The organism is Flavobacterium sp. UW10123 (assembly GCF_040538975.1).
GTDB lineage: Bacteria > Bacteroidota > Bacteroidia > Flavobacteriales > Flavobacteriaceae > Flavobacterium.
Genome location: NZ_JBEWQE010000014.1, coordinates 34,282 through 59,222 on the forward strand (window position 1 = coordinate 34,282; position 24,941 = coordinate 59,222).

26 protein-coding genes are annotated in these 24,941 nt (G+C 33.1%); 12 read left to right on the forward strand and 14 right to left on the reverse strand.

Translation table 11 applies throughout. The features are described 5' to 3' along the window. Nucleotides 1–8 precede the first annotated feature (8 nt). From ABXT06_RS16815 to metG, 10 genes are all read right to left on the reverse strand, one after another. Nucleotides 9–701 carry a DUF2461 domain-containing protein gene (locus ABXT06_RS16815; protein ID WP_354591767.1) on the reverse strand — a complete coding sequence of 231 codons (693 nt, stop codon included), beginning with the start codon at nt 699–701 and terminating at the stop codon, nt 9–11. 84 nt (nt 702–785) lie between these two features. Beyond that, on the reverse strand, nt 786–971 hold the full coding sequence (locus ABXT06_RS16820; RefSeq protein WP_354591768.1) for a hypothetical protein: 186 nt from the start codon (nt 969–971) through the stop codon (nt 786–788). A gap of 83 nt (nt 972–1,054) precedes the next feature. Then, nucleotides 1,055–1,573, reverse strand: a complete 519-nt coding sequence (locus ABXT06_RS16825) for a ferritin (RefSeq protein WP_008465537.1) — start codon at nt 1,571–1,573, stop codon at nt 1,055–1,057. A 224-nt stretch (nt 1,574–1,797) separates the two neighbouring features. After that, nucleotides 1,798–2,928 (reverse strand): OmpA family protein, encoded by a 1,131-nt coding sequence (locus ABXT06_RS16830; protein ID WP_354591769.1) that lies wholly within the window; start codon nt 2,926–2,928, stop codon nt 1,798–1,800. A gap of 174 nt (nt 2,929–3,102) precedes the next feature. After that, nucleotides 3,103–4,497, reverse strand: a complete 1,395-nt coding sequence (locus ABXT06_RS16835; RefSeq protein ID WP_354591770.1) for a hypothetical protein — start codon at nt 4,495–4,497, stop codon at nt 3,103–3,105. Nucleotides 4,498–4,530: 33 nt separating this feature from the next. Next, on the reverse strand, nt 4,531–5,160 hold the full coding sequence (locus tag ABXT06_RS16840; protein WP_354591771.1) for a CatA-like O-acetyltransferase: 630 nt from the start codon (nt 5,158–5,160) through the stop codon (nt 4,531–4,533). Then, nucleotides 5,160–5,867, reverse strand: coding sequence for an HAD family hydrolase (locus ABXT06_RS16845; protein ID WP_354591772.1), 708 nt, complete (start codon nt 5,865–5,867; stop codon nt 5,160–5,162). The genes ABXT06_RS16840 and ABXT06_RS16845 overlap by 1 nt, the downstream gene beginning before the upstream one ends. 284 nt (nt 5,868–6,151) lie before the next feature. Then, nucleotides 6,152–7,039, reverse strand: a complete 888-nt coding sequence (locus ABXT06_RS16850) for a DMT family transporter (protein ID WP_354591773.1) — start codon at nt 7,037–7,039, stop codon at nt 6,152–6,154. 74 nt (nt 7,040–7,113) lie between these two features. After that, nucleotides 7,114–8,709 (reverse strand): YncE family protein, encoded by a 1,596-nt coding sequence (locus tag ABXT06_RS16855; RefSeq protein WP_354591774.1) that lies wholly within the window; start codon nt 8,707–8,709, stop codon nt 7,114–7,116. A gap of 114 nt (nt 8,710–8,823) precedes the next feature. Beyond that, nucleotides 8,824–10,959: a methionine--tRNA ligase gene (metG, locus tag ABXT06_RS16860; RefSeq protein ID WP_354591775.1), complete on the reverse strand. Its 2,136-nt coding sequence runs from the start codon at nt 10,957–10,959 to the stop codon at nt 8,824–8,826. Between the two features lie 399 nt (nt 10,960–11,358). On the opposite strand from metG, the gene ABXT06_RS16865 reads away from it, so the two are divergent. Further along, complete coding sequence (locus ABXT06_RS16865; protein ID WP_354591776.1) at nt 11,359–11,586, forward strand: CDGSH iron-sulfur domain-containing protein; 228 nt, start codon at nt 11,359–11,361, stop codon at nt 11,584–11,586. 55 nt (nt 11,587–11,641) lie between these two features. Here ABXT06_RS16865 and ABXT06_RS16870 read toward each other — a convergent pair whose 3' ends face one another. From ABXT06_RS16870 to ABXT06_RS16885, 4 genes are all read right to left on the reverse strand, one after another. Beyond that, the gene (locus ABXT06_RS16870) at nt 11,642–12,277 is read right to left on the reverse strand and encodes a DUF4304 domain-containing protein (protein ID WP_354591777.1); all 636 of its coding nucleotides are present in this window, start codon (nt 12,275–12,277) and stop codon (nt 11,642–11,644) included. Between the two features lie 63 nt (nt 12,278–12,340). Continuing rightward, nucleotides 12,341–13,243: a PhzF family phenazine biosynthesis protein gene (locus ABXT06_RS16875; RefSeq protein ID WP_354591778.1), complete on the reverse strand. Its 903-nt coding sequence runs from the start codon at nt 13,241–13,243 to the stop codon at nt 12,341–12,343. Nucleotides 13,244–13,635: 392 nt separating this feature from the next. Next, complete coding sequence (locus ABXT06_RS16880; protein WP_354591779.1) at nt 13,636–14,085, reverse strand: protease complex subunit PrcB family protein; 450 nt, start codon at nt 14,083–14,085, stop codon at nt 13,636–13,638. A 200-nt stretch (nt 14,086–14,285) separates the two neighbouring features. Continuing rightward, on the reverse strand, nt 14,286–14,789 hold the full coding sequence (locus tag ABXT06_RS16885) for a hypothetical protein (protein WP_354591780.1): 504 nt from the start codon (nt 14,787–14,789) through the stop codon (nt 14,286–14,288). Nucleotides 14,790–14,932: 143 nt separating this feature from the next. Between ABXT06_RS16885 and ABXT06_RS16890 the strand changes: the two genes are divergently transcribed. The 11 genes from ABXT06_RS16890 (at nt 14,933) to proC (ending at nt 24,892) form a co-directional block, all read left to right on the forward strand. After that, nucleotides 14,933–15,472, forward strand: coding sequence for a DMP19 family protein (locus tag ABXT06_RS16890; RefSeq protein ID WP_354591781.1), 540 nt, complete (start codon nt 14,933–14,935; stop codon nt 15,470–15,472). Between the two features lie 76 nt (nt 15,473–15,548). Beyond that, complete coding sequence (locus ABXT06_RS16895; RefSeq protein WP_354591782.1) at nt 15,549–16,466, forward strand: hypothetical protein; 918 nt, start codon at nt 15,549–15,551, stop codon at nt 16,464–16,466. Nucleotides 16,467–16,626: 160 nt separating this feature from the next. Further along, nucleotides 16,627–17,898, forward strand: coding sequence for a serine--tRNA ligase (gene serS / locus ABXT06_RS16900; RefSeq protein WP_354591783.1), 1,272 nt, complete (start codon nt 16,627–16,629; stop codon nt 17,896–17,898). An 84-nt stretch (nt 17,899–17,982) separates the two neighbouring features. Then, nucleotides 17,983–18,813 carry a prolipoprotein diacylglyceryl transferase gene (gene lgt / locus ABXT06_RS16905; RefSeq protein WP_354591784.1) on the forward strand — a complete coding sequence of 277 codons (831 nt, stop codon included), beginning with the start codon at nt 17,983–17,985 and terminating at the stop codon, nt 18,811–18,813. A 42-nt stretch (nt 18,814–18,855) separates the two neighbouring features. Beyond that, a complete protein-coding gene (locus tag ABXT06_RS16910) occupies nt 18,856–20,637 on the forward strand; it encodes a tetratricopeptide repeat protein (RefSeq protein ID WP_354591785.1) in 1,782 nt (593 codons plus the stop codon). A gap of 132 nt (nt 20,638–20,769) precedes the next feature. Further along, on the forward strand, nt 20,770–21,081 hold the full coding sequence (locus ABXT06_RS16915) for a DUF4286 family protein (protein ID WP_354591786.1): 312 nt from the start codon (nt 20,770–20,772) through the stop codon (nt 21,079–21,081). Nucleotides 21,082–21,118: 37 nt separating this feature from the next. After that, on the forward strand, nt 21,119–21,304 hold the full coding sequence (locus ABXT06_RS16920) for a hypothetical protein (RefSeq protein WP_354591787.1): 186 nt from the start codon (nt 21,119–21,121) through the stop codon (nt 21,302–21,304). Between the two features lies 1 nt (nt 21,305). After that, nucleotides 21,306–21,782 carry a nucleotidyl transferase AbiEii/AbiGii toxin family protein gene (locus ABXT06_RS16925; protein WP_354591788.1) on the forward strand — a complete coding sequence of 159 codons (477 nt, stop codon included), beginning with the start codon at nt 21,306–21,308 and terminating at the stop codon, nt 21,780–21,782. A gap of 103 nt (nt 21,783–21,885) precedes the next feature. Then, nucleotides 21,886–22,671, forward strand: a complete 786-nt coding sequence (rsmA, locus tag ABXT06_RS16930; protein ID WP_248728683.1) for a 16S rRNA (adenine(1518)-N(6)/adenine(1519)-N(6))-dimethyltransferase RsmA — start codon at nt 21,886–21,888, stop codon at nt 22,669–22,671. After that, nucleotides 22,655–24,004, forward strand: a complete 1,350-nt coding sequence (gene mgtE, locus ABXT06_RS16935; protein ID WP_354591789.1) for a magnesium transporter — start codon at nt 22,655–22,657, stop codon at nt 24,002–24,004. The genes rsmA and mgtE overlap by 17 nt, the downstream gene beginning before the upstream one ends. 111 nt (nt 24,005–24,115) lie before the next feature. Further along, nucleotides 24,116–24,892 carry a pyrroline-5-carboxylate reductase gene (proC, locus tag ABXT06_RS16940; RefSeq protein WP_354591790.1) on the forward strand — a complete coding sequence of 259 codons (777 nt, stop codon included), beginning with the start codon at nt 24,116–24,118 and terminating at the stop codon, nt 24,890–24,892. The last annotated feature ends 49 nt before the right edge of the window (nt 24,893–24,941 follow it).

Below are 24,941 nucleotides of genomic sequence, written 5' to 3' on the forward strand. Positions count from 1 at the left end.
GAATGAGATTAAAGTATCGAAACTCCATTAGCATCAGTTGTAAGTACTTCGCTCATGTAATCAAAAAAAGGTCTCATATTTTTGAATGCATCTAAGGCCAGTTCTAAAAATTGCGGACTCAATACTTCTTCGTCAGTAAAACGTTTTATAACTAAAAATTGTTTGAAACGAAGCAAGTCAATTGCAGGATGATCAACATCGAATCCTTTTGGTTTTGTTTTGAGCTGTTCTCCCTGCAAAGTGCCAAAGTTGCTTTTGAAAGAATCTGAATTCAGTATTTTTTGAAAAGTTTCAGGATCATGAGCAAATTCGGTTCTTATTCGTTTTAAATCTGCGGCATTTGGTCCCCAGAAACCACCTGCAAAAAAGCTATTTCCTTTTTCAAGATGAAAGTAATAACCACCTCGTCTTGCTGCGGTTGCTCGAGTATAGCTTCCGCCCCAATAGTGTTTAAAAGGTGTTTTATCTTTTGAAAAACGAATATCACGATAGATTCTGTAAACGCTTTTTTTGCCAGAAGTATTTTCTAAAACATCCGTTTTGGAAAGTTCCTTCAGTAAAGCGCCTGCAAAATTTTCAATATGATTAAGTTCTATCAAATATTGCGGTTTATGTTCTTCAAACCAGGGTTTGTTATTGTTTTCTTTTAGTTGAACCAAAAAATCAAGACTAGATTTGGGAATTGTAATATCGTTTTTCATAATTGAATTTAAAAATCGGAAATAGACTGCAATTTAAAACTAAAAAACCCACCAGAGAAATCTGATGGGTTTTTCTATATGGCTTTAAGCAGTTTTTTTGAATAAATCAAACATAGGACAACGTGAGCAGCGTTTCTTTTCGCTCTTTTTATATTTCTCACAGCAAGAAGATTTACAGTTTTCAATCTCCTTAATTTTATCAAGGATATCTTTGTTTTTCTTTTTCTTTTTATCCTTTTTTTTGTCCTTGTCTTTTTCTTTCTTGCCCACTTTTTCCTCTGAATTTTAAAAACAGAGACAAATATAAACCAAAAAAGTTATTTTTAAATATTCTAAATAAACTTTAACTTTTTTTATTTAGGATTGATGGCGATTGAACTCGTAACTGTTAATTGCTGAATATCACGATCAAACAAATACAGTCCACCTTTATCATCTCCAATCAAGTTGATTTTATCTAAAATAGATTTAGCTGTAGCTTCTTCTTCAATTTGTTCAGAAACGTACCATTGCAAGAAATTATGTGTAGCATAATCTCTTTCTTCAAAAGTAATATGAACCAATTCGTTGATAGATTTCGAAACAAAAAGTTCGTGATTGTAAAGCTCTTCAAACATTTCTTTAAAAGTAGTATAAGTTGTTTTTGGTGCTTTAAGATCTGTTACCTGAGCGTGTCCTCCGCGTTCGTTTACATACTTAACTAGTTTAAGCATATGTGCGCGCTCTTCGTCTGACTGGGTGTACATAAATTGAGAGATTCCCTCTAATCCTTGTACTTCAGCCCAACAAGCCATAGAAAGATAAGTTTGCGAAGATTCTGCTTCTATGCGGATTTGCTTGTTTAAAGCCGATTCAATATTTTTTGCTAACATAATAAGTGTCTTTTCTGTAAAATTAAGAAAAATTATTCATTAGATTTTTGAGAAACCTCTAAAACATTAGACTTTTGGATTAACTCTAAGTAGAATTAATTGCAATTGATCTTATCAAAAGCAACAGAACTTGAAAATGTAAATCTCATTTATTTTAGAAATAGACAATAAAAAAAGCCCTTAAGAAAGAATCTTAAGGGCTTTTCATCAAGTCTTAAAAAAAATTATTTTACAATAAAAGTAACTCTTCTAGCTAATCTTCTAGCTTCGTCAGAATCTTTTTGAATTGATGTATCTGCACCGTTTGCAATAACATTTAAACGAGAAGAAGCAATTCCAGCTTTTTCAAAAATAGTTTTTACGTTTGTTGCTCTAGTGTTAGATAGTTTTTCGTTGTACTCAGCCTTTCCAACTTGATCAGCATAACCAATAAGGTCAAGAGAAGCAGAAGGATTTTTTCTTAAGTAATTTAAAACTACATCAATAGCAGCAGTAGAGTTTTCAATAGGAGTTGTTTTATTGAAATCAAAATACACACTGTAATATTTATCATTAATCATTCTCTTGATTAATTCATTATCATTCGGTTGTGGGTTTACTTGTTTTTCTATAACAACTTCTTTTTGTGCTGGTCTGTTTTTAATTTGTGTTTCAAGATCTGCTACTTTGTTTTCTAAAGCAGAAATATCAGCATTGTTATTGTTTTCTAATACAGTCCAATCAGCATGTTTTGTATTTTTACCCAAATAAACATTTAAACCAACAGTTCCATTAAAAATCAATCCAGAAAAACCTCTGTTACCCGGAAGATATGCTCCGTCAAAGCTACGATCTTGTGATGCATTAAAAATTGTTGAGAAATCGCCTGTTAAAGCAACTCGGTTTGATAATCTTATTTGCCCAGTTACACCAGCAATAAAGTTACCCATTTCATCTGCTCCTTTGAAGTTATCGCTTCTTAATTGAGAATAACCAAAACCAGCATGTCCTAATAAACCAATAGTATTAGTCCAAGTTTCAAAATTCATGATACGGCCTAAGTTGGCTACAGCTTGTAAATCTATTCTGTAGTATCTTGAATCAAAATCAATAGAGTTTCCTTTTGCAGTAAAACTGTTGTATCCAAAGTCTGCTTTCAAACCAAATTTGTTGTTCAACATATAGCGAACCCCTAAATCTCCAGTCCACGGACTAACAGTATTTGTATAATACCCGTCACTAAACGGTTTTTGCGGTTTATTAAAACCTGCGCCTAAGTCTATAGACCACTTATTATAACTGTTATTGTTTTCTGTTTGCGCATGTACTCCAGTTAACGCCAGGGCAAATGCAAGAGTCATTACAATTTTTTTCATTATTTTTTGATTTTAAATTTCGCCCAAAGCAACAATAAATTGTAAGTAAATACCTTCTCTAAAAGCCAAAAAAGTATTAAAATAGGACATCGGTAAAACCAAAAGATTATAAAATCAATGAGTTAATGAAAATATATATAGTTTTTTTGTTGTAAGATGTTGATATAAAAAGGTTTAGTTGAACCCGTCGACAAATTTGCGTAAAACAAGTTGTTTTGCAACAATGTCGTAATAACTTAAAATGAGATAATTATTAAGCTTAAGAGTATTAGAAAGAACAGCTTCTTTATGAGAATCTAAAAAATAATAGACTTTATCAGCAGCAAATGGTTCGTGAGTTTCTTTGCTTAACTCAAGTTTTTTTGTCCAAATGCTTTCGAAAAAGACAGAATAATTGGTTTCAATATTGTAATAGCCGTTTGATGGAAAATCTCCAAAAGGATCATTAAAATTAAAACCGTTTATTGAAATCGATTTTAAATCACTGCCTGAACCTCCTAAAGTGATAAATAGATTTTTTTGGTTTTTATAAACCGAAAGACCAGCGTCAAGAGAAGACAATACTTTTAAGAACTTTGCTGTATTCTTTAATTGTTTGGGTGCTCGATCTTCAATTTGCATCAATAATGGCGAATTACTAAAACGAATGGTATCTTGTTTTGAGACTGTAAATGATTTTATAGATTCGCCAGATTCATAATCTTTAATATCAAACAAAAGTTCGTCAGCATTTACATTGATCTGATATAATTTATTTTCGTGATAAAAAGAGTTTGACGTCTTTGGATTTTTTTCTCCAACAGGCTTCATAAAAGTCTTTTCTTTTATTTCCTGATTTTCTAAATTAATATCAAACAATTGTGTTTTTCTAAAACTTTGGTCTAAAGTTAGAATCAAACGGTTTGGAAGCGTATAAAGTTTGCTTTTGGCAGCAACTTTAAACAACGGATTATACTCACCAGAATCCATTTTCTCAATCGGATTTTCATTCAAAATCTGATTAAATGTTTTAGGTTGGGTTTTTTTATCGATGAACTTGAAAGAACTGAAATCGAGAAATCGTTCTTCGGCCATTCCGTTTTTAAAAACAAAAGCCGTCAAAGCCTGTTTTGTTTTGCTTTGCAACAATAAATAGAAGTTGTTGTCTTTTTGATAATTCGTTAAGAGATAGTTGTCTTCAAGAGGAATTTGAAATTTTAATGCTCTCGAAGTTTTGTTTTCTAGATAATATTTAATCAAGATGATTGATTTTTCTTCTTTCGAAAACCAATATAAAGTCGGATTTCCGTCTTCGCTAAAACTATAACCCATCAAAGATCTGTTTTCAGTATATTGACGGTTTGTAACAAATTTGTCTCTTAAAAATAAAGCGCTATTGTATTTTAGTATGGAAAGGCTGTCTGCGCTGGCGGCAAAAACAAATACATCGTGGGTAGCGGTATTTTCGCCAGTCATGATTTCGGATTGTCCTAGTTTATTTTTTAAATCTATTGAATAGGAAATCAGCACTGTCTGACTTAACAGGACAGTACTGGAGATTAAAAACAGAAAAAGGAAAATTCGTTTCATATGTTTTTTGGCGCAAAAATCATTCCGCTTATTTTATTGATTCATAAGCTCTTGAAAAAGATCTACAAATTGACCAACGTGCAGTCCGTCCATTAAACCGTGATGCACATAAACCGCCATTGACATGGTTCTTTTTCCTGTTTCAGAAACCATCATTTTTCCAAACGAAATTTTTGGACAGCTGTCTGGATACGTAAAACTGCGTGCATGCGTGATTGAACTAAAATTTAGCCACGGAATTGCCGAAAAATGAATCAGATTATCGTCATCAAAAGATCTTGTGAAAAGTCCGGTTGTATTTTGAATGCGTTCTATTTCGGTTAATGCAATTTGTTCGAATGTTTTAAAATCTGAGTGATATTCAATTAAAGAAAATCCGAAAGTGCCATCTTCTCGTCCAATTGTTGCCGAAGCATCAATACGATCGTTAATGTAAATTTTGTCTTCTGAAATTCGATATCTAAAATTTTCGATTGCGTTTACCGCAGTCAAAGTTTTATGCAGATAGAAATTGAAGAAAGAGGCATTGATACTTTTTGCGGTTTGATACGCTTTGGTACAATCGATTTCTACTGTAACGCCAAAAAAAGGTTCGTCCATTTGTTTAAAATGGGCAAAATGCTCTTTTCTATTCCAATTTTCTAAGTCTAAAAGTGTTTTCATTATAATAAATTCGGAACCACTTCTGCAATAGTTTCAAATGAACTAAAATGCTCGTGTTCTATAGTGTGATTAATTTTTTCGTGTTCCCAAGTAGTGTGAAACGGAATGTGAACGGCATAACCGCCAATTCCTAAAACTGGAAGAACATCTGATTTTAATGAATTTCCGATCATCAAAAATTCGTGTGCCTCGATGTCTAAACGTCCTAAAAGTTTCTGATAATCGATTTCTTGTTTGTCTGACATTACTTCGATATGATGGAAATAATGCCCTAAACCAGAACGATGCAATTTGCTATGCTGATCTTTTAAATCGCCTTTTGTAGCAACAACCAATTTGTATTTGCCTTTTAAAGCTTCAAGCGTTTCTTCAATTCCGTCCAACAATTCGATTGGTTTTTCGAGTAATTCTTTTCCGTATTGAATGATTTTTTCAATGACTTCCATCGGAATCGTATTGTTCGAAATATTCATTGCAGCTTCAATCATCGAAAGGATATAGCCTTTGATTCCGTAACCGTACAAAGGCAAATTGGCAATTTCGATTTTAAATAATTCTTGCGAAATGCCTTGATGCGAAAGATAATCTTCCATCAAAGCACAAAATTTATGTTCGGTTTCTTGAAAGTATGGTTCGTTAACAAACAAAGTGTCATCAGCATCAAATGCGATTACTTTTAGGTTTGGTATTTTAGTTTTATGTAACATGGTGTTTTTGTTTAAAGTTTAAGGTTTTCTTTGTCGGGTTTTTTTGCCACGAATTCGCAAATTAAACTAATTTTTTGCCATCTGCGTGAGACTTTTTTAACAACAAATTACGCAAATTGCACAAATTTTTTTTAGCTAAAGATTAAATGATTATTCATGTTTTAAAAAATAAATCTGCTCAATCTGCTGAATCTGCGAGAGTTTTTTTTTGCCACAGATTATTAAGATTAAAATGATTTCTAAAAATCTGCTTAAATCTGTTGAATCTGCGTGAAACCTTTTTCTTAATCTTTAGAAAAAAGCCCTTTCAAAGAAATCGTTTTATCGTAAAAAGTAATTCGGATTCCGAAAAGCAGAATGATTCCGCCGAAAACCATTTGTAAAGTTATTTGTTCTTCCAAAAACAACCAAGCCAAAATTGAGGTAATTACAGCTTGACTCAATAAACTTAATGAAACCCTAGTTGCACGCATGTGCTGAGTAGCATAACTGATCGAAAGCCAAGCGCATAATTGACAAATAACAGCTTGAAGCACGAGAACAAACCAGCCTGCATTTGAAAATCCGGTGAAAGGTTCGCCTAATGCGTAACATAAAATTCCTAAATAAATGCTCGAAGCAAATAAACTAATCGTCATAAACGAAAGAACATCAACTTCTGAAAGTACATTTTTGCTGACCAAAAGATAAATGGAATATAGAATACCAGATAAAACAGCAAATAGAAATGCTTTATCGAAGTTTAAATCGATAAAAAATTCAAAACCTACTAAAGTTACCATTCCGAATAAAGCGACTAAGGTTCCGATCCAGAAATTGGTTGCAGGTTTTGCTTTTAGAAAAAAGAAAGAACCAACGCCAACCCAAACAGGAGATAAATTGGTCAATAAAGATGCCTGAGTTGCACTTGATTCCTGAATGGCGATATTCCAAACTGCAACATCAGAAGAAAACAAAACACCACAAAGCACGGCTAAAAGTGTAAATTTTAGTTTTGGAAGTTTAAAGTTCCCGCTGAAAATAACATAAGGCAATAAAAGTAACACAGCAAAAAACATTCGGTAAAAAGCCGAAATTAATCCTGGTGTTAAACGTAATTTTACCAATATCGGGAAAATAGATATGCAGAGTATACCGCAGATTAGGGCTAATCTTGGTTTTGTGAGTTTCATTTTTTACTTTAATAAATAGATTCTGATTTAATTCTTTAAAAGCTTCTTTGTTTGTTCAATGTAAATCCAAATTATTAAATTTTCATTTTGAAAAAATAAGTTTGGGCAGCTTCTCCTACTACATTTGGTTGATAAGTTTTACAGGTAATTATAGTCTCGTCATCAATAAACAAAATGGATTTCCTATTATCATCTAAGGGAAATGGGGGGTAGCTGAAAATAACAGAAAGATTATCATAGTTATATACTTTTTCTAGATCAGATAAATAGATATTTGACGGACTTGCGGCTATCATTTTCGTATTAAATTCTCTTTTTACTTGAAGACCTAAACTCAGTTGATACTTTTCCCAAAAAATAGATTCATTATCTTCTGAAATAAAAAGAAACGGTTCCGGATATAAAACTCCATCAGGAAATACGGGATAATTCTTTTCAATTTTTAGTTCCTGATTAATGTATGTATTAGAATAAATTACTCCGGAAGAAGTATTACTTTCTCCCATATATAATTTGCCGTTTTTACTATTAAATTCTATATCTCCGTGTGTATATGCATTGTAACTAATGTTAATTGCATTTCCATTTGCTCCATTAATTGTATAAATACCCGTGGCACCAGAGGTTGGAGGTGTTCTATGGCAGAATAAAACATTATTATTTCCTGCTTCAATTTTATGAAAACCCCAGCCGTCTGTTTGTGTTGGAAAGTTATATGCCGACATTGTCGATAAGTCAACTTTCGTTAATTTGTCGATATAACGTTGTGTTAGATATAAAAATTGACCGTCAGGTGAAATGTCTAAATCTGAAAACCTTTCATTGGTTAAAATATGGGATTCAATTTTTAAATTTTTACTATCAATTATCAATAGACCATATTTGTCAGCTTTATCAGAGCTATATTGAGGCGCAACAATTGCATATATCTTTGATCTTTGAGCGTCTTTAATCATTTTTGGAATATAGTATTGAAATTCTATGAAATTACCCGTTATGATCTCGACAATATTACTTCCTATAACTTCGCTTGGAGAGTTAGAAGTTTTAACTACAATTTGATATTTCTGTTTTTCGATTAAGGATTTTGTCTCTAGATATTCGTAAGTTAATTTATTAATATCCGTAATTTCAGCTAGTGGTTGGGAGTTATTACCATACACCAAATAAGAAATAAAGTCGTTTCCTTCATATTTAGACCAGTTTAAATTTATCGATCTGCCTGTATCATTTGATGCTTCAAGTTTAATTACATTTGAAATTGTTATGGAGTCCTTCTTAATCAAAAGGTTGTTGTTACTGTAAACTTCAAAGAAAATTTTATGTAATCCTTTAGTCAAATTGATATTAATTTCACTTTCTAAATTATTGTCTGGTTTTCCTTCATATAGTGATCCGTCGATATTGCTTCTCCATTTAATTGCTAAATTAGTTTTGGAATTGCTATCATCAGAGAGTACTATTTTTGCTTTTAATTTTTTTTGTACTGTTGGATCTTCAAAAATACCTGCAGTACCATTATTATAAAAAGATAGATCCCTATCTTTTATAGGTTCAATAATGGTTGCAGTTAATTTTACTTCGGATATTTCAGTTTCATCAACAGTATTTTTGTCACTGCTGCAATTGTATAAAACAATTGATAATAGTAGAATAAGGACTTTTTTCATTTTAATTTTTTGAGGAACATTTTATTTTGAGGGAATAAATTTACACTTAATTAAACAAAAAAGCGTGAATCAATTAGTATTAACTGATTCACGCCATTTATAAAATGTATAAAATTAGTTTACCGTAGCTCCATTCGGCGCATCAGCATCTGGATTTACAAAAACCAGTTTTCCTTCGGCGTTTGTTGTCATCAAGATCATTCCTTGACTTTCAACACCGCGTAAAGCTCTTGGAGCAAGGTTTGCTAATACAGAAACACGTTTTCCGATGATTTCTTCTGGCGAAAAACTTTCAGCTATTCCCGAAACAATCGTACGAACATCGATTCCTGTATCTACTTTAAGAACCAAAAGTTTGTTTGCTTTTGGCATTTTTTCAGCTTCTAAAATAGTTCCGATACGGATATCCATTTTCGCAAAATCTTCAAACTGAATTAAATCTTTTTGAGGTTCTGCTTGTTTGTTTTCGGCAAGATTAGCTGTTTTTGTCGCTTCCAATTTATCTATTTGTTTTTGTATTTCTTCGTCTTCAATTTTAGCGAAAAGCAATTCTGCTTCGCCAATTTTGTGTCCAGCAGGCAATAAATCTGAAGTTTCAGAAATATCATTCCAACCTAATGTTTTATCAATAATGATGTCTTTTGCATCGCGATTTTTCTCTTTCAAGAACTTGCTGAAACCTGCAAAGTGTTCTTTAAGGTCAGATAAATTCAAGATTTTAGAAAGTTTCGCAGCCGTGAAAGGTAAAAACGGTTCAGCCAAAACGCTCAACGCAGCAGCTATTTGCAAAGCCACATACATTTGAGTTTTTACACGCTCTGGATTGTCTTTCATCACTTTCCAAGGCTCTTCGTCTGCTAGGTATTTGTTTCCTAAACGAGCCACATTCATCAATTCGCCCAAAGCTTCACGGAATCTGTAACGCTCAACCGAACTTGAAATTACCGCTGGATACGCTTTTAGTTCTGCTAAAGTTTGTTCGTCTACTTCTGTAAATTCGTTTGGCGCTGGAACAACTCCGTCGTAATATTTGTTGGTTAAAACCACAACACGGTTTACGAAGTTTCCGAAAACGGCAACCAACTCGTTGTTATTTCTAGCCTGGAAATCTTTCCAAGTAAAATCATTATCTTTTGTTTCAGGAGCGTTTGACGTTAAAGCATAACGTAAAACATCCTGCTTATCTGGGAATTCCTCTAAATATTCGTGTAACCAAACCGCCCAGTTTTTAGAAGTCGAAAGTTTGTTTCCTTCCAAATTCAAGAACTCATTGGCAGGAACGTTATCTGGTAAAATATAACTTCCTTCAGCTTTAAGCATTGCTGGGAAAATGATACAGTGAAAAACAATATTATCTTTTCCGATAAAGTGAACCAATTTGGTATCTTGATCTTTCCAATATGGTTCCCAATCTTTTCCTTCGCGCGCTGCCCATTCTTTAGTAGAAGAAATGTAACCGATCGGTGCATCAAACCAAACATAAAGTTTTTTGCCTTCAGCTCCTTCAACAGGAACATCAATTCCCCAATCAAGGTCACGTGTTACAGCACGAGGCTCTAATCCTGCGTCGATCCAAGATTTTACTTGTCCGTAAACGTTAGTTTTCCAATCATTTTTATGACCTTCTAAAATCCATTCGCGTAAAAAAGCATCATAACGATCCAAAGGTAAAAACCAGTGTTTAGTTGATTTTAAAACAGGAGTTTCGCCAGTAATTGTCGATTTTGGGTTAATCAAATCAGTTGCGTTCAAAGTCGATCCGCAATTTTCACATTGATCTCCGTAAGCTCCGTCATTACCACATTTTGGGCAAGTTCCAACCACAAAACGGTCTGCTAAAAACTGATTTGCTTTTGCATCGTACAATTGTTCTGTAGTTTCTTCAATAAAATCACCTTTATCATACAAAGTTCTAAAGAATTCTGAAGCCGTATCATGATGAATTTTAGCCGAAGTTCTAGAATAATTGTTGAATGAAATTCCGAAATCTGCAAACGATTTACGAATGATTCCGTCATATTTATCAATAACTTCCTGCGGTGTAATTCCTTCTTTTTTAGCTTTCATCGAAATTGCAACCCCGTGTTCATCGCTTCCGCAGATAAATGCTACATCTTTTCCTTGCAATCTTAAATATCTAGAATATATATCTGCAGGCACGTAAACCCCAGCCAAGTGACCAATATGAATAGGTCCGTTGGTGTATGGCAATGCCGCCGTGATCGTATATCTTTTTGGATCTTGTATCATAATTCAATTTTATTGAGTGCAAAAATAAGCAATAGAATTGAGATTTTAATATTACGTGGAGATTCGCTGATTTTTTCGCTGATATTCGCTAGGATTTTTATTTATTAAACTGAAATAATCTCGCAAAGTCGCAGAGACATAAAGTTATGTTTCCCGCAGATTGAGCAGATTTAAGTAAAAATCATTTAAATCTTTCTAATCTGTGGCTAAAAAAATAAAAAACTTTGCGTCTCTGCGACTTTGCGAGATTCAAAAAACAAAAATCTTAGCGAATCTCCGCGGAAAATCTTTATGAACTTTGCAGAAAAAAGCAATAAAATAGAACCAGTTTAAACTACGTTTCTAGCTTATAAATGAGAATATATTTCGCAATCTTTGCAGCCGAAAAAAACAAAATTTATGAGTAAGACTAAATTAATCATCAATAAAAACGGATCAATCAAAATTGAAGGCGATTTTGAAATCATGGATCCAGAAGGAACACTTTACGGTTTGCAAGGAAGACAAGCATTAGGACTTTGCCGTTGCGGACATTCTGCAAACAAACCATTTTGTGATGGAGCACACCGTAATAATTTCGAACACGATTCTATTGCGTTTGATTTACCGCCAATGAAAACAAACTAAATTTTTATTTGGTTTTGAGTATAAAAAAAGCTGCATTTTTCGAGATGCAGCTTTTTTATTTTTCAAAGTATTTGGATAATCGTATTTGGATTTTCTTTTGATCTTCTGGAAAAGATGCTTTAGGATTTGTATTCCAATAATTAATCCCTTGCTTTAAAGCCCAAAGAGCTTTTTCATTATTTCCAGCAATTAGAAAGAAATCACAAGCTTTATAATGAAACCATTTTTCTTCAATTAGTTTGTTTCCGGCATTTTCCCAATTTGAAAGAGTATCTAAAAATGGAATTCCTATGTTTAGAATGTTATTTTTAAGCACGGTAAGTACATTTTCTCTTTCTTTTTCATGTACGATTTGAAAATGAAGCTCTCTCTTATCATTTATGATCGGAAATTCCCAATTCTTGATATTCCAGTCCATTGCACCGCCTACAGAATTATTAACAGGGATTTCTCCAAATTCAATCTGATGCCATTTTGAATATTTTTGTGATGATACTCCAAAAGAAGTCCAAAATTCTACACATACATTTTCTTGATTATTCCTGTTCGATTGAAAATGAATTGTCTGAACAAAATCCTTTACTTTCCTTTTAAATGTCAAAGAGTTTTTCGAAAACGTAAAACCAATTTGTTCTAAAGGATCAAGTAAAGTTTTTTCTATGCTTGCAAGTATAAGATCTTTTGGCTTCATAATATGAAATAATAAATAATCCATAAAAGTAGTAAAAAGATTATATTTTGGTAAATTTGGCAGTTATATATAAAGTTCTCCTTTCATGGTTATAATTGAAGAACCGCCTACCAAAATATCTTCTTCACGATTCATGACTTCAATCATTGACGGCTGTTTTAATTTTACGCCTTGAAGAATTTTATATTCCTTATCAGATTTCGTGAATTTTTTTTGCGTTAAAAAACCAATCAGCGGTCCGGCGGCCGTTCCTGTTGCAGGGTCTTCATTTATCCCGATTATTGGGTTAAAAAATCTTGTTTCTACTATATGATCTAGACCTTCTTCAGCTGGGGTGAAACAATAAAATCCTTCAAAATCATATTCTTTTGAGATTTCGATTAAAAGCTGGTTGTCGGGAACAAAGCTGTTAAGTATCTGACTGTTTTTTATAGGAACCATTGTATGTGCAACTTCTGTTTTAACTATTGTTGGCACAAAAGCATTTACATCCAAATCTTCAATCTTTAAGCCCAAGGCTACTGCAATTTTATATGTTGGGATTTCTTGTTTGATAACTGCCGATTTTTGATGCATTTGAACAATTGGATAAAGAGTCGTCAAATCAAAACGTACTGTGACTGGAATTGCCGAATGTTTCATAATTACAAATGGCTCACTTTCATTTTGCTCATCAAAAATAGGGATTCCTTTTAGGAGAGCGCCACAGACTGCACCCAATAAATTATGTCCCGCACCATCTATTTCGATTCCGGTTGGAGTAAACGAACGAACTACAAGTGCTTTTTCTTTTGTAGAATAATTGACGAAAGAGGTTTCAGAATAACGAAATTCTTTAGAAATATCTTGATAAGTTTCTAGTTTTAGATTTCCGTCTGTAAAAACTACAGAAAGCGGATTTCCTTTGTAGCTTTCGTTTGAGAATACGTCTAAAACGTAATATTCTAATGCTTTTCTTTCCCTCATATTTTGTATTTTGAAGCTAAACTAATTCTCGATGGGAATAAAATTACGGTTTATTCTTGTATTTCATCAATAGGTTTTATTTTTCAAAGTTATTTCAAGATTATTTCGGTTCTGGCAATAAGTTTTGGAGCCAATATAATCGATACGGCAATCAAAGGTGGCGATTATTTTTTATACAACCAAGAACGAATATTTTGTTCGGGTTATAAGTCATATTGTTTTATAGCAATAAAAATAGATAATAAAAAAGTTTCATACTATTCTAGCGGTGCTTTTTATAGTTTACGAACTCTCTTATATTTTGAGATTATTTAATATTGAATAGACAGAAAAAGTAAAGTTGGTTTTGTCTATATGTTTTTCCGTTTATGAAGTAAAAGACTTGCAGAAGATTATTGCTCAAAAACCACTTTTTTGTCTGTTTTTGCTGTTTTTACAATGTCATAAGGTCTGGAAGATTTTTTAGTGAGATTTCCGTTTTTTAGTTTCTCTACCTTAACAATTATTGTATTGCGGTTTTCGGTCATTTCTACAATATCGATCGAATGTCCGTCATTGGGTTGTGTTTTATCTATAACAGCAATAACCTGATATTGGTTAAAATCAATATTTGTTTCTTTAAAACCTTTTGTTGTAGCACTAGAAATGTTCATTTCTTTCAAGAAATTATTCCAAGTTTTAGCATCTTTAATAACCAAATGTCTTTGAGCGATACTTTGGTCGTTTGCAAAAGAATCTCCTTTACCTACTGGCGCAAAAGGAACATCAGACTGTGGCAAATCATCATTGTCACAGCTGACCAGCAAAAGCAGGATGCTAAATAGTAATACAATCTGTCTCATGTTTTTGGTTTTAGCTAGGAGAACTTCGGTGTAAAGTCTTATTTCTTAAACAGATATGCTTTTTTATAAATGGTTGCTTAAAGGTAGTCAATTTTTGACCAACTTTTTGATTTATATTGATAACGTTGATTTTTGTTAAAGATTGTAAGGACAAACGAAGAAAAACTTAAAAAATTGTATTTCACGTCAAAAAGTTTTTGCTATTCGACTTTTTTGGAAACATAAGAGTTATATATTCTTAAAAGACGGTGACCTAATTCTGAGCTGTCACAAGGGTATGAGATAGTTGTAGTAAGCTCTATTTGCGATGGAAGATTAAAAACAGATTCAATTATTAATGCGATATTGTGCTCATTTGCACCTTTTATTTTGAATAGTGAATAGTTTGTTTCAAACCCTTTTATTGTTTTTTCTTTGCTTGCCTTGAATGCTGGCCAATCTGTTTTTTTATTATGAATATTTTTTCTTTCCTTTAATTCAAATTTATCGAAATTTCGTATTAAAGATTCTCCAATGATTTCTGGCGTATTTTCAAAATCAATGACCTCACATAGTTCTTGTTCAAAATATAAAGGGATTTTTATTTCCCTGTTCATTGGTGCAAAAATTATTTCAGAATGTTTACGTGAAATATATACATGTAAAAGTTTAGCATATTTCTTTTTTGGTTGAGGTTTTCGAAATAATAAGTCTACTAGCGTCATAATGTTGTAAATCAAAAAATAGACGGCAAAAATAGTAATAATTTTCTCTCATTTTAATTGTTTGAAATTTTAAAAATAAGATTTACAATCATCTCAATTATTTCCCTCAACTTTGCAAAACAATCTTTTAAATAAAAACTAAAATGGAATTTGGTAAAATCATTATTTCAGAAACGGCGGCAAACAGTGAAAATCCTCAGGACGTTGTAAATTCAAATATTTCGGTAATCAATTTAATGCGCGAAGAAAAAATAGACGACGATTTAATTCACGAAGATGCTATAATGAGTTATTATTTAGATTTTTATGCTTCTAAATATGCGGAAGGAAATTTTTCGAAATTCGTTCATGATTCAGGATGGAATAAAGAGCTTAATGAACTAATCGAAGAAGGTTTGGCTTTAATTGGTGCCGAAAAACATTTGGAACTGTTTAAAGAGCAATGCCGTAAACTGCGCTTGCAGAGTAATATCAAATTAGGAAAATTTCTTAAAGATAAATATGATGCTCCAAACGCTTTCAAAGACTTGCTGAATAATAATGCTTATTTTGAATTGGACGAAAATCTGGCCGAATTGAATGCTGCATTTTTAAAATCGCATCCTGATACAGAAGTGCTTTCGGTTGAAGAAATGTTTAAAACACTGGAAGAGTTTATAGGTCACGAAATTAAGAGAGATTAAATTTTATTTTTCTGCTGAGGTTTGTAAGAAAATTATATATTTGAAATGCCCTAAAATTTCTAATAAATCAAAGCCTATGAAAAAAACGATTCTTTTAAGTGGCGTTTTGATGTTTTTGTTTTCCTGCGGGAAAAATGAAAAGGTTCAAGACAACGCTCAAGTTCAAGATCAAGAACTTCTTTCGCAGACGGAACTTGGTTTTAGTAAAAAACAGATAAAAAAACTCATTTTTAAAAATCTGGATGAAATTGATGATTCAAAAGAAATGAATCTGGAGTTGCTTTCTAAAGTGGCATCCAATCTCAAAATCAAATATTCGGATATTAAAATTAATGAAACAAGTTCTATCAATTACGACGATCAAACCGCTTTTTTTGTCCTGACAACTGTTTCGCACGATAAAAAAGCATTCAGAACTGATGATAACGACAATGAGTTGGGGAATTATTTTCAGCGTAAATACTTGTTTGTAAACCGTGAAGACGGAAGCGTAATTGCCGAAGAGTTTGATGATAATCTAGGTTATTATGATAATGAAGCTATTCAGTTTTCGAAATCGCATATCTTGAAAGATCTAGTTTTTCTAAACGAAACTACACCTGCAATTGCTTTTTATACTGAAGCCAATGCGAGCAGCCGAATTGTTTTGTATTCGGAGAAGAAATTTACACTGGTAACTTTGACTGATAAGGAGATAAAAAAGGTTTTATACGAATATCCAGTTCGATTGACCAATGGCGATTCTAACGGAAGCGGAACTTTTCAGATAGAAACATTAGAAACCGGAATGAGCTTTTCGGATCATAAAACTAATGGTTATTTTGACTTGATCATATCTAAAAACTTTTCTTATGAAGAAGCAATAGAAAGTGATTTAGAAAATGGAATTGAAGAAAAAAGTGACCTGAAAATTAAGAAAGAATTAGAAAAGATAAAGTATAACGGACGAGAATATGCTTTTCATAGAGATGACAGACTTCGTTTTCTAGAGTAAATTTCCACCGATTTCTAATAACATTCAAAGGCACTTTTACAGTGCTTTTGCTGTTTATAAGAGATTTCGGTTTTACTGCAAAACTTTGACCTAATGTTAACAAACATTTCCTTAAATTTGCTTCCGTTATAAAAAATACAATAGTTATAAAAATCAAGCTATGTTACAAATTGCATTTATTAGAGAAAATCAAGAGAAAGTAATCAAAGCTTTAGCAAAACGAAATATCGATGCTAAAAGCGTTGTTGAAGAGGTGGTTCAATTAGACGAAAATCGTCGTGCTGCACAGGTGGAATTAGACAATACTTTATCAGAATCTAATAAATTGTCCAAAGATATTGGTGAATTGATGAAAGCTGGAGAGAAAGCTAAAGCAGCAATCTTAAAAGAAAAAACGGTTTCACTAAAAGAAAAAAGTAAAGAACTGAGCGAAAAAGCAGAAGCTTTGGCTGTTGAGTTAACCAATAAATTATACACATTACCAAATCTTCCAGCAGATATTGTTCCTGAAGGAAAAACGCCAGATGACAATTTAAATGTTTTTCAAGAAGGAGATATTCCAGTTTTGCACGAAGGCGCACAACCTCACTGGGAATTGGTTAAGAAATACGATATCATCGATTTTGAATTGGGTGTAAAAATCACGGGCGCAGGATTCCCTGTTTATAAAGGAAAAGGAGCAAAGCTTCAACGTGCTTTGATCAACTACTTTTTAGACAAAAATACAGCTGCAGGATACAATGAGGTTCAGGTACCTCATTTGGTAAACGAAGCTTCAGGTTACGGAACTGGGCAATTGCCAGATAAAGAAGGGCAGATGTATCACGCTGGAATTGATGATTTATATTTGATTCCAACGGCTGAGGTTCCAGTTACGAATTTGTTCCGCGATGTAATTTTGAACGAAAGCGAATTGCCAGTTTTACAAACTGCATATACGCCATGTTTCCGTCGTGAGGCAGGTTCTTACGGAGCACACGTTCGCGGGTTAAACCGTTTGCATCAATTTGATAAAGTAGAAATCGTTCGTATCGAGCACCCTGATAATTCTTACGCGGCTCTTGACGGAATGGTAGAACATGTAAAAGAGATTTTAAAAGAATTGAAATTGCCTTACAGAGTGTTACGCCTTTGTGGAGGAGATATGGGATTCACATCTGCTTTGACTTACGATTTTGAAGTGTTTTCTACAGCACAAGATCGTTGGTTAGAAATCAGTTCTGTTTCTAACTTTGAAACGTTCCAGGCAAACCGCTTGAAACTACGTTTCAAAGACAAAGACGGAAAAAATCAGCTGGCGCATACACTTAACGGAAGTTCATTAGCGCTTCCACGTGTTTTAGCTGGAATTATTGAAAATTACCAAACTCCAGAAGGAATCGTAATTCCAGAAGTTTTACGTCCTTACTGTGGATTTGACATTATAAACTAAAAAAAGATAGTTTTTAAGATACAAACCTAACAGACTTTAAAACCTGTTAGGTTTTCTTAATTTATATAAATTAAAAAACAGAGCATGATGAATGGAATTTTAAACTGGAACGTAGATCCTGTTATTTTCTGGATTACAGATAGTTTTCCTTTAAAATATTACGGAGCTCTTTTTGCCTGCGGACTTCTTTTGGGCTTTTATATTGTTAGAAATATTTATAAAAAAGAAAATCTTTCGCTAGACAATCTCGATAGTTTACTGATTTATGTAATTGTTGGAACCGTTTTAGGTGCGAGACTAGGGCATTGTTTCTTTTATGAACCTGAGTATTTCTTCAAACATCCGATAGAAATTCTTTTACCGATTCAGAAAATAAAGGGAGTTTATCAATTTGTGGGGTATCAAGGTTTGGCAAGTCACGGTGGCTCTATTGGAGTGCTTACGGCAATGATTTTATATTGCCGAAAATACAAAGTGCATTTTTTAGAACTTTTAGATAAAATGGCTGTTGCGGTTCCTGTAACAGGTACATTTATCAGATTAGGGAATTTTATGAATTCTGAGATCTATGGAAAACCAACCAACGGAAATTGGGGAGTAGTTTTTCAAAGAGACGATTTGATTCCGAGACATCCAACACAATTGTATGAAGCATTTGCTTACTTACTGATTTTCGGAATATTGTTTTATATGTATAAATCAGAAAAAATTAGAAACGCACAGGGATTAATCTTTGGAACTTTCTTAACTTTATTATTTACAGCTCGTTTTATAATTGAATTTTTTAAAGAAAATCAAGAAGCTTTTGAAAATAATATGCTGATTAATATGGGACAGATTTTAAGTATTCCGTTTATTTTAATTGGCCTAGCTCTGATTTTTTGGAAAACTAAAAAAGTCACAGTTTTACAGTAACTGACTGAAAACGGCGATTAAAAACTAAAAAAAAACAGCAATATGAGAAACATATTGATTTGTATTGTTTTGTTATGTTCTGGTTTTGCGTTTGGTCAAAACGAACAGCTGGCACAATATTATTACGATAAAGGAGATTTTGATAAAGCTAAAATCAGTTATGAAGAGCTTTTGAGAAGTGCACCATCCAATACGCAGTATTTTTTAAGAACGGTTGATTGCTATCAGCAGTTGCAACAGTTTGCCAATGCAGAAAAAGCAATCCAAGATCGTTACAACCGCTACAAACAAGGTGTTTTTTTAGTGGAGTTAGGATATAATTTCCAGTTACAGAAAAACGATTCTAAAGCCAAAAATTACTACGAACAGGCAATTGAGAAAATAAAGGTAAATCCGAATGATGTTTACGGAATTGCGAGTTCGTTTGAGAAAAAAGTATTGCTAGAATATGCTTTAAAAGCGTATCAGACTGCAATGCAGATTCAGCCAAATTTCAATTTCAATTTTCAAATCGGAATGCTGTACGGGCAGTTAGGTAAAACCGATTTAATGATTGATTTGTTATTGACAGAATCTTTTATAAATCCGCAGAACACCAATTTGATTCAGACGCAATTGTCGCGATTCATGAATGGCGAAACCGATAATACAGCTTTTAAAGATGCAATGCGAAAAGCATTAATCTTAAGAACTCAAAAAGATCAAGACGTTTTCTGGAATCATTATCTAAGCTGGTTTTATGTACAGCAAAAAGAATTCGGAAAAGCCTTTATTCAAGAAAAAGCTATTTACAAACGCGAACCAGAATCGTTGATGAGTATTGTTAATTTGAGTCAGTTTGCGATGAATGAAGGCGATAATGATACCGCAGAAGAAATTCTGAACTTCATCCTTCAAAACACCAAAGATTTAGGTTTATTGATTCAGTCGAACGCCTATTTAATGCAAATTAAAATTGATAAAGCTCAGGAAAAAGATTATCCGTTAATCGATCAGGAATTGAAGCAATTGCTGGTGACTTACGAAATCAGTCCTTTTACCTTATCTTTGCAAATTATTCAAGCGCATTTTCTGGCCTTTAATTTGAAAAAGACAGAAGAAGGAAAGGCAGTAATCAAAAAGGCTTTAGAATTAAATTTAAACGAATATCAAAAAGCCGACGCTAAAATGGAATTGGCCGATATTTTGCTTTTAGAAGAAAAGTACAATCAGGCGCTTATTTATTATTCGCAGATTCAATTAGATTTAAAGAATGATGTAATGGCGCACGAAGCGAGTTTGAAAGCGGCAAAAACAAGTTATTATAAAGGCGATTTTGAATGGGCGAATAAACAATTTAAAGAATTAAAAGCGGCAAATACGCAGTTAATCGCCAATGATGCTTTAGAATATTTTCTTTTAATTAATGATAACACCGCAGCAGATTCGACACAAGTCGCTTTAAAAGCATTTGCAAAAGGAGATTTTTTAATTTATCAGAATAAAAAACAGGAAGCAATCGCACAGTTTCAGAATATTTTAAAAACCTTTAAAGGTCAAGAAATAGAAGCCGTAACTTTGCTTCGTTTAGGAAAAGTGTACGAAAGTCAGAAAGATTTTGCTTCGGCTTTAAGTCAATATCAGCAGATTATCGACAATCACAGCGACGGAATTTATGTTGATGAAGCACTATTTTTCTCAGCAGAAATTTACAACGATGAACTAAAAGATATAGAAAAAGCAAAACCTTTATATGAAAAGGTAATTTTTAACCATCAAGACAGTATTTACTTTGTCGATGCCAGAAAAAAATACCGCGAATTAAGAGGGGATAAGAATTTGTAGTTAATGTTTAATCGGTTATTTGTTTAATCGTTTAATCGAAAAAAATGTATAATAAGATTTACGGAATTTTAAGTCTAACATAAAAAAATCTTAGCACCTTAGAATCTCAGAATCTCAGAACCTTAGAAAAAAATGATTATTTACAACGTTACAACCAATATACACGAAAGCGTTCATGACCAATGGTTAAAATGGATGCAGGAAAAACACATACCAGAAATTTTAGCTACTCAGAAATTTTCATCGGCTAGGATCGTAAAAGTTTTAGTTGAAGAAGAAATGGGCGGAATTACTTATTCTGTGCAATACATAACAGACAGTAAAGAAACTCTAGAGAAGTTTTATATCGAAGATGAACCAGAATTTCATAGAGAAGCATTAGGCTTATTTGCTGATAAAATGCTTTCTTTCAGAACAGAATTAGAGGTTGTTTCGGAACATTAAATTTTTTAGTTTTCAGCTTAAGTTAATTAAAATTATTATGGAAATTCGATTTCAAACAAAAGAAGAAAGTAATAAAAGGCAACAAGAAGATTTTTTAAGCTTATCTAAAGTTGAAAGATTCTATAGTTTTTTACGTTTAAGTGAGCGTATAAGCGCATTTCCTGTAAAAAATAAAGTTGATAAAAATAAAGACAATTTTCTCATTGTTATAAAATCAAAATAGTATGTCAAAGCTTTGGGATCAAAATATAGATGAATTTATTGCATTGTCAACAAAGCATAATGTTAGAATGCTTATGGTTGGTGGTGGAGCAGTTAATTTTCATGGTTACCAAAGACACTCAGCAGATGTTGATTTCTGGATAGAAACAACCGATGAAAATTTTAGAAAGTTAGTCCTAGTTTTTAATGAGATGGGATATGAAATTGATGATTTCCCTGAAAATGTAAAACAGCAGCAGCAGAATATATCAATTAAATTTTCTCCTGTTGATTTAGATTTAGAACTTATAACAAAATTTTCAGTAAATAAAAGTTTCGATGAAGCCTACAATGATAGTGAGGAGGTTACAGTAAATGGAAAAACATTTTTAAAATGGAATGTTTTATCATTAGAAGATTTGATTACAAGTAAAATAAAAGCAAATCGGGCAAAAGATTTGTTTGATGTTCAGCAACTACGTGAAATAAACAAAAAATAAAACTTTGTGTCTTTGAGCCTTAGTGGCAAAAAAAAATAAAGAAGCTTAGTGCCTTTGCAACAAAAAGAATACTTTTGCAGCCTGGTGGCAAACAAGAAATGAAATGGAAAAAGTAAAAGCAAAAAAACATTTAGGACAGCACTTTCTTAAAGACGAAAGTGTCGCAAAGGCTATTGCTGATACTTTAAGTCTTAAAGGATATGACGAGGTTCTAGAAATAGGACCAGGAATGGGTGTGCTTACTAAATATTTACTTGAAAAGCCAATTACCACACACGTTATTGAGATCGATACCGAATCGGTAGCGTATTTGGATGCACATTATCCAAAATTAAAAGACAAGATTATCTCTCAGGATTTCCTGAAGTATAATATAAATGAAGTTTACCAAGACAAACAGTTTGCTATAATTGGAAACTTTCCGTACAATATTTCTTCACAGATTGTTTTTAGGACATTAGATCTTAAACACCAGATTCCAGAATTTTCTGGAATGTTCCAAAAAGAAGTAGCCGAGCGCATCTGCGAAAAGAAAGGCTCGAAAACCTACGGAATACTATCCGTTTTAGCCCAGGCTTTCTATACTACAGAGTATCTGTTTACAGTTGATGAAAACGTTTTTATTCCTCCGCCCAAGGTGAAATCGGGTGTGATGAGAATGACCCGAAAGGAAGATTACAGCCTTCCGTGTAGCGAAAAGTTATTTTTTACAGTAGTGAAAACCGCTTTTCAGCAGAGACGAAAAACATTACGTAACAGTTTGAAAACATTAAATTTATCAGACAATTTGCGAGAAGACACTATCTTTGATAAACGTCCCGAGCAGCTTAGCGTCGATGAATTTATTGAACTAACTCTAAAAATAGAAACCGATGGAGTTCAAAGTTAGTAAAGAATTTATACACCAGCTAGAGGAGCTGATCAATAAGAAAAACGACAGTGAACTGGAAATTTTACTTAATGATCTGCACCACGCTGATATTGCCGAAATTTTAGATGAATTAGATTTCGATGAGGCAACCTACATCTTTAAGGTTTTAGATAGTGATAAAACAGCTGAAATTCTTCTTGAATTGGAAGAGGATCTGCGTGAAAATATCTTAAGCCGACTTTCACCAAAGGAAATCGCAGAAGAGCTTGACGAGCTTGAAACCAATGACGCTGCCGATATTATCGCAGAACTTTCGCAGGAAATCAAAGCGGAAGTAATTTCTGAAATATTAGATGTTGAACATGCCAAAGACATTGTAGATCTTTTGCGTTATGACGAAAACACTGCAGGTGGTTTAATGGGAAAAGAGCTTGTAAAAGTGAATGAAAATTGGAACGTTTTGACCTGCGTTAAAGAAATGAGAATTCAGGCAGAAAATGTATCCAGAGTACATTCTATTTACGTAGTTGATGATGAAAACCGACTAAAAGGAAGACTTTCACTTAAAGATTTACTGACTTCTTCGACCAAAACTCAGATTGGCGAAGTCTATATCCGTAAATTAAATTTTGTAAATGTTGATACGGAAGATGTTGAAGTTGCTCGTATCATGCAGAAATATGACTTAGAGGCAATTCCAGTTGTTGACGAGTTAGGTCGTTTGGTAGGAAGAATTACTATCGATGACATCGTTGACGTAATCAAGGAAGAAGCTGATAAAGATTACCAGTTAGCTGCGGGTATTACGCAAGACGTTGAATCGAATGACAGCGTTTACGAATTAACCAAAGCGCGTTTGCCTTGGCTTTTAATCGGAATGGTAATTGAAATTGTAGCTTCTTTTGTTTTGAAAGGAAACGAAGGAACCTTTCAGAAATATTCTACTTTAATCATATTTGTGCCTTTACTTTCTGCAACTGCAGGAAATATTGGGGTTCAGGCTTCGGCAATCGTGGTACAAGGTTTGGCAAACGGAACGCTGAAAGATTTCAGTCGTGCTTATTTTACTAAAGAGATTACTGTATCGATGATTTCAGGAAGTATTATTTCTCTGCTTTTATTGGGATATCATTCTATTATGTATCAGCAGTATTTGGTAGGATTTGCTATCTCAATTTCTATGATTGTTGTAATCCTTTTTGCTGCTACTTTAGGAACTTTAGTGCCACTTTTTCTGAACAAAAACAAAATTGATCCCGCGATCGCGACTGGTCCGTTTATTACAACGACTAATGACGTATTCGGAATCATGTTATACTTTGGTGTAGCAAATCTGATTCTTGGATTCTAGATTTTTGCCACAAATTAGCCTTTTACAGTGATTTAAAATCTCTAAAATCTGCGTAATTTGCAGGCGGTAAATGCTGTTTACCAGCTAGAAATAAATTAAAGCCAAACCAAAATGAAAGTACACATTATTGGAGGAGGAAACCTTGGGGTTTCTATTGCCTTAGGAATTGCTAAATTCTCGAAAAACAACCAAGTTACTGTTACTAGAAGAAACATTGCAAGTATTCAATATTTATCTGAGTACGGAATTACCGTTTCTAACGATAATAAACACAATATTCAGGAAGCTGATGTTGTAATTTTAACTATAAAGCCTTATCAGGTTGATACAGTTTTAGCCGAAATTCTGCCTGTTATTCAAAACAAAACCATTGCCTCGGCAGTAAGCGGATTGTCTTTGGATATGCTTCAAACAAAAACAAATTTTGAATATCCAGTGGTGCGCATTATGCCAAATATTGCAGCGCAGTTTGGCGAATCGGCAACCTGTATTTCTTTTCCAGAAAAATATGCAGTAAATGCTTCGCCAGTAGTTGATTTATTCCAGGATTTAGGAACGGCACCTGTAATTGACGAAAAATTAATGGATGCAGCGACTGTTTTGGGAGCTTGCGGAACTGCATACGCATTGCGTTATATTCGTGCTTCTATGCAGGCAGGAATCGAAATTGGATTTGATTCTAATACTGCACTTGCAATTGCTGCTCAAACCGTAAAAGGAGCAGCTAAAATGCTTTTAGAAGAACGAGTACACCCAGAACAATTAATCGACCGTGTAACAACGCCACAAGGCTGTACAATTGTTGGTTTAAATGAAATGGAGCACAATGGCTTCAGTTCATCTTTAATCAAAGGAATTAAGACTTCTTTGAAACAAATCAAAGGATAGATTTTAAAAAAAATCAATATTTTAAATTCCAAATTCCAATTCTTGCTGG

Coding starts and splice junctions, on each gene's coding strand:
- ABXT06_RS16925 (WP_354591788.1), top strand. CDS start 21,306: ATGTCAAAGCTTTGGGATCAAAATATAGATGAATTTATTGCATTGTCA.
- proC (WP_354591790.1), top strand. CDS start 24,116: ATGAAAGTACACATTATTGGAGGAGGAAACCTTGGGGTTTCTATTGCC.
- ABXT06_RS16920 (WP_354591787.1), top strand. CDS start 21,119: ATGGAAATTCGATTTCAAACAAAAGAAGAAAGTAATAAAAGGCAACAA.
- ABXT06_RS16845 (WP_354591772.1), bottom strand. CDS start 5,867: ATGTTACATAAAACTAAAATACCAAACCTAAAAGTAATCGCATTTGAT.
- serS (WP_354591783.1), top strand. CDS start 16,627: ATGTTACAAATTGCATTTATTAGAGAAAATCAAGAGAAAGTAATCAAA.
- ABXT06_RS16875 (WP_354591778.1), bottom strand. CDS start 13,243: ATGAGGGAAAGAAAAGCATTAGAATATTACGTTTTAGACGTATTCTCA.
- mgtE (WP_354591789.1), top strand. CDS start 22,655: ATGGAGTTCAAAGTTAGTAAAGAATTTATACACCAGCTAGAGGAGCTG.
- lgt (WP_354591784.1), top strand. CDS start 17,983: ATGATGAATGGAATTTTAAACTGGAACGTAGATCCTGTTATTTTCTGG.
- rsmA (WP_248728683.1), top strand. CDS start 21,886: ATGGAAAAAGTAAAAGCAAAAAAACATTTAGGACAGCACTTTCTTAAA.
- ABXT06_RS16910 (WP_354591785.1), top strand. CDS start 18,856: ATGAGAAACATATTGATTTGTATTGTTTTGTTATGTTCTGGTTTTGCG.
- ABXT06_RS16840 (WP_354591771.1), bottom strand. CDS start 5,160: ATGAAAACACTTTTAGACTTAGAAAATTGGAATAGAAAAGAGCATTTT.
- ABXT06_RS16825 (WP_008465537.1), bottom strand. CDS start 1,573: ATGTTAGCAAAAAATATTGAATCGGCTTTAAACAAGCAAATCCGCATA.
- ABXT06_RS16835 (WP_354591770.1), bottom strand. CDS start 4,497: ATGAAACGAATTTTCCTTTTTCTGTTTTTAATCTCCAGTACTGTCCTG.
- ABXT06_RS16915 (WP_354591786.1), top strand. CDS start 20,770: ATGATTATTTACAACGTTACAACCAATATACACGAAAGCGTTCATGAC.
- ABXT06_RS16870 (WP_354591777.1), bottom strand. CDS start 12,277: ATGAAGCCAAAAGATCTTATACTTGCAAGCATAGAAAAAACTTTACTT.
- metG (WP_354591775.1), bottom strand. CDS start 10,959: ATGATACAAGATCCAAAAAGATATACGATCACGGCGGCATTGCCATAC.
- ABXT06_RS16855 (WP_354591774.1), bottom strand. CDS start 8,709: ATGAAAAAAGTCCTTATTCTACTATTATCAATTGTTTTATACAATTGC.
- ABXT06_RS16880 (WP_354591779.1), bottom strand. CDS start 14,085: ATGAGACAGATTGTATTACTATTTAGCATCCTGCTTTTGCTGGTCAGC.
- ABXT06_RS16895 (WP_354591782.1), top strand. CDS start 15,549: ATGAAAAAAACGATTCTTTTAAGTGGCGTTTTGATGTTTTTGTTTTCC.
- ABXT06_RS16890 (WP_354591781.1), top strand. CDS start 14,933: ATGGAATTTGGTAAAATCATTATTTCAGAAACGGCGGCAAACAGTGAA.
- ABXT06_RS16850 (WP_354591773.1), bottom strand. CDS start 7,039: ATGAAACTCACAAAACCAAGATTAGCCCTAATCTGCGGTATACTCTGC.
- ABXT06_RS16815 (WP_354591767.1), bottom strand. CDS start 701: ATGAAAAACGATATTACAATTCCCAAATCTAGTCTTGATTTTTTGGTT.
- ABXT06_RS16885 (WP_354591780.1), bottom strand. CDS start 14,789: ATGACGCTAGTAGACTTATTATTTCGAAAACCTCAACCAAAAAAGAAA.
- ABXT06_RS16865 (WP_354591776.1), top strand. CDS start 11,359: ATGAGTAAGACTAAATTAATCATCAATAAAAACGGATCAATCAAAATT.
- ABXT06_RS16830 (WP_354591769.1), bottom strand. CDS start 2,928: ATGAAAAAAATTGTAATGACTCTTGCATTTGCCCTGGCGTTAACTGGA.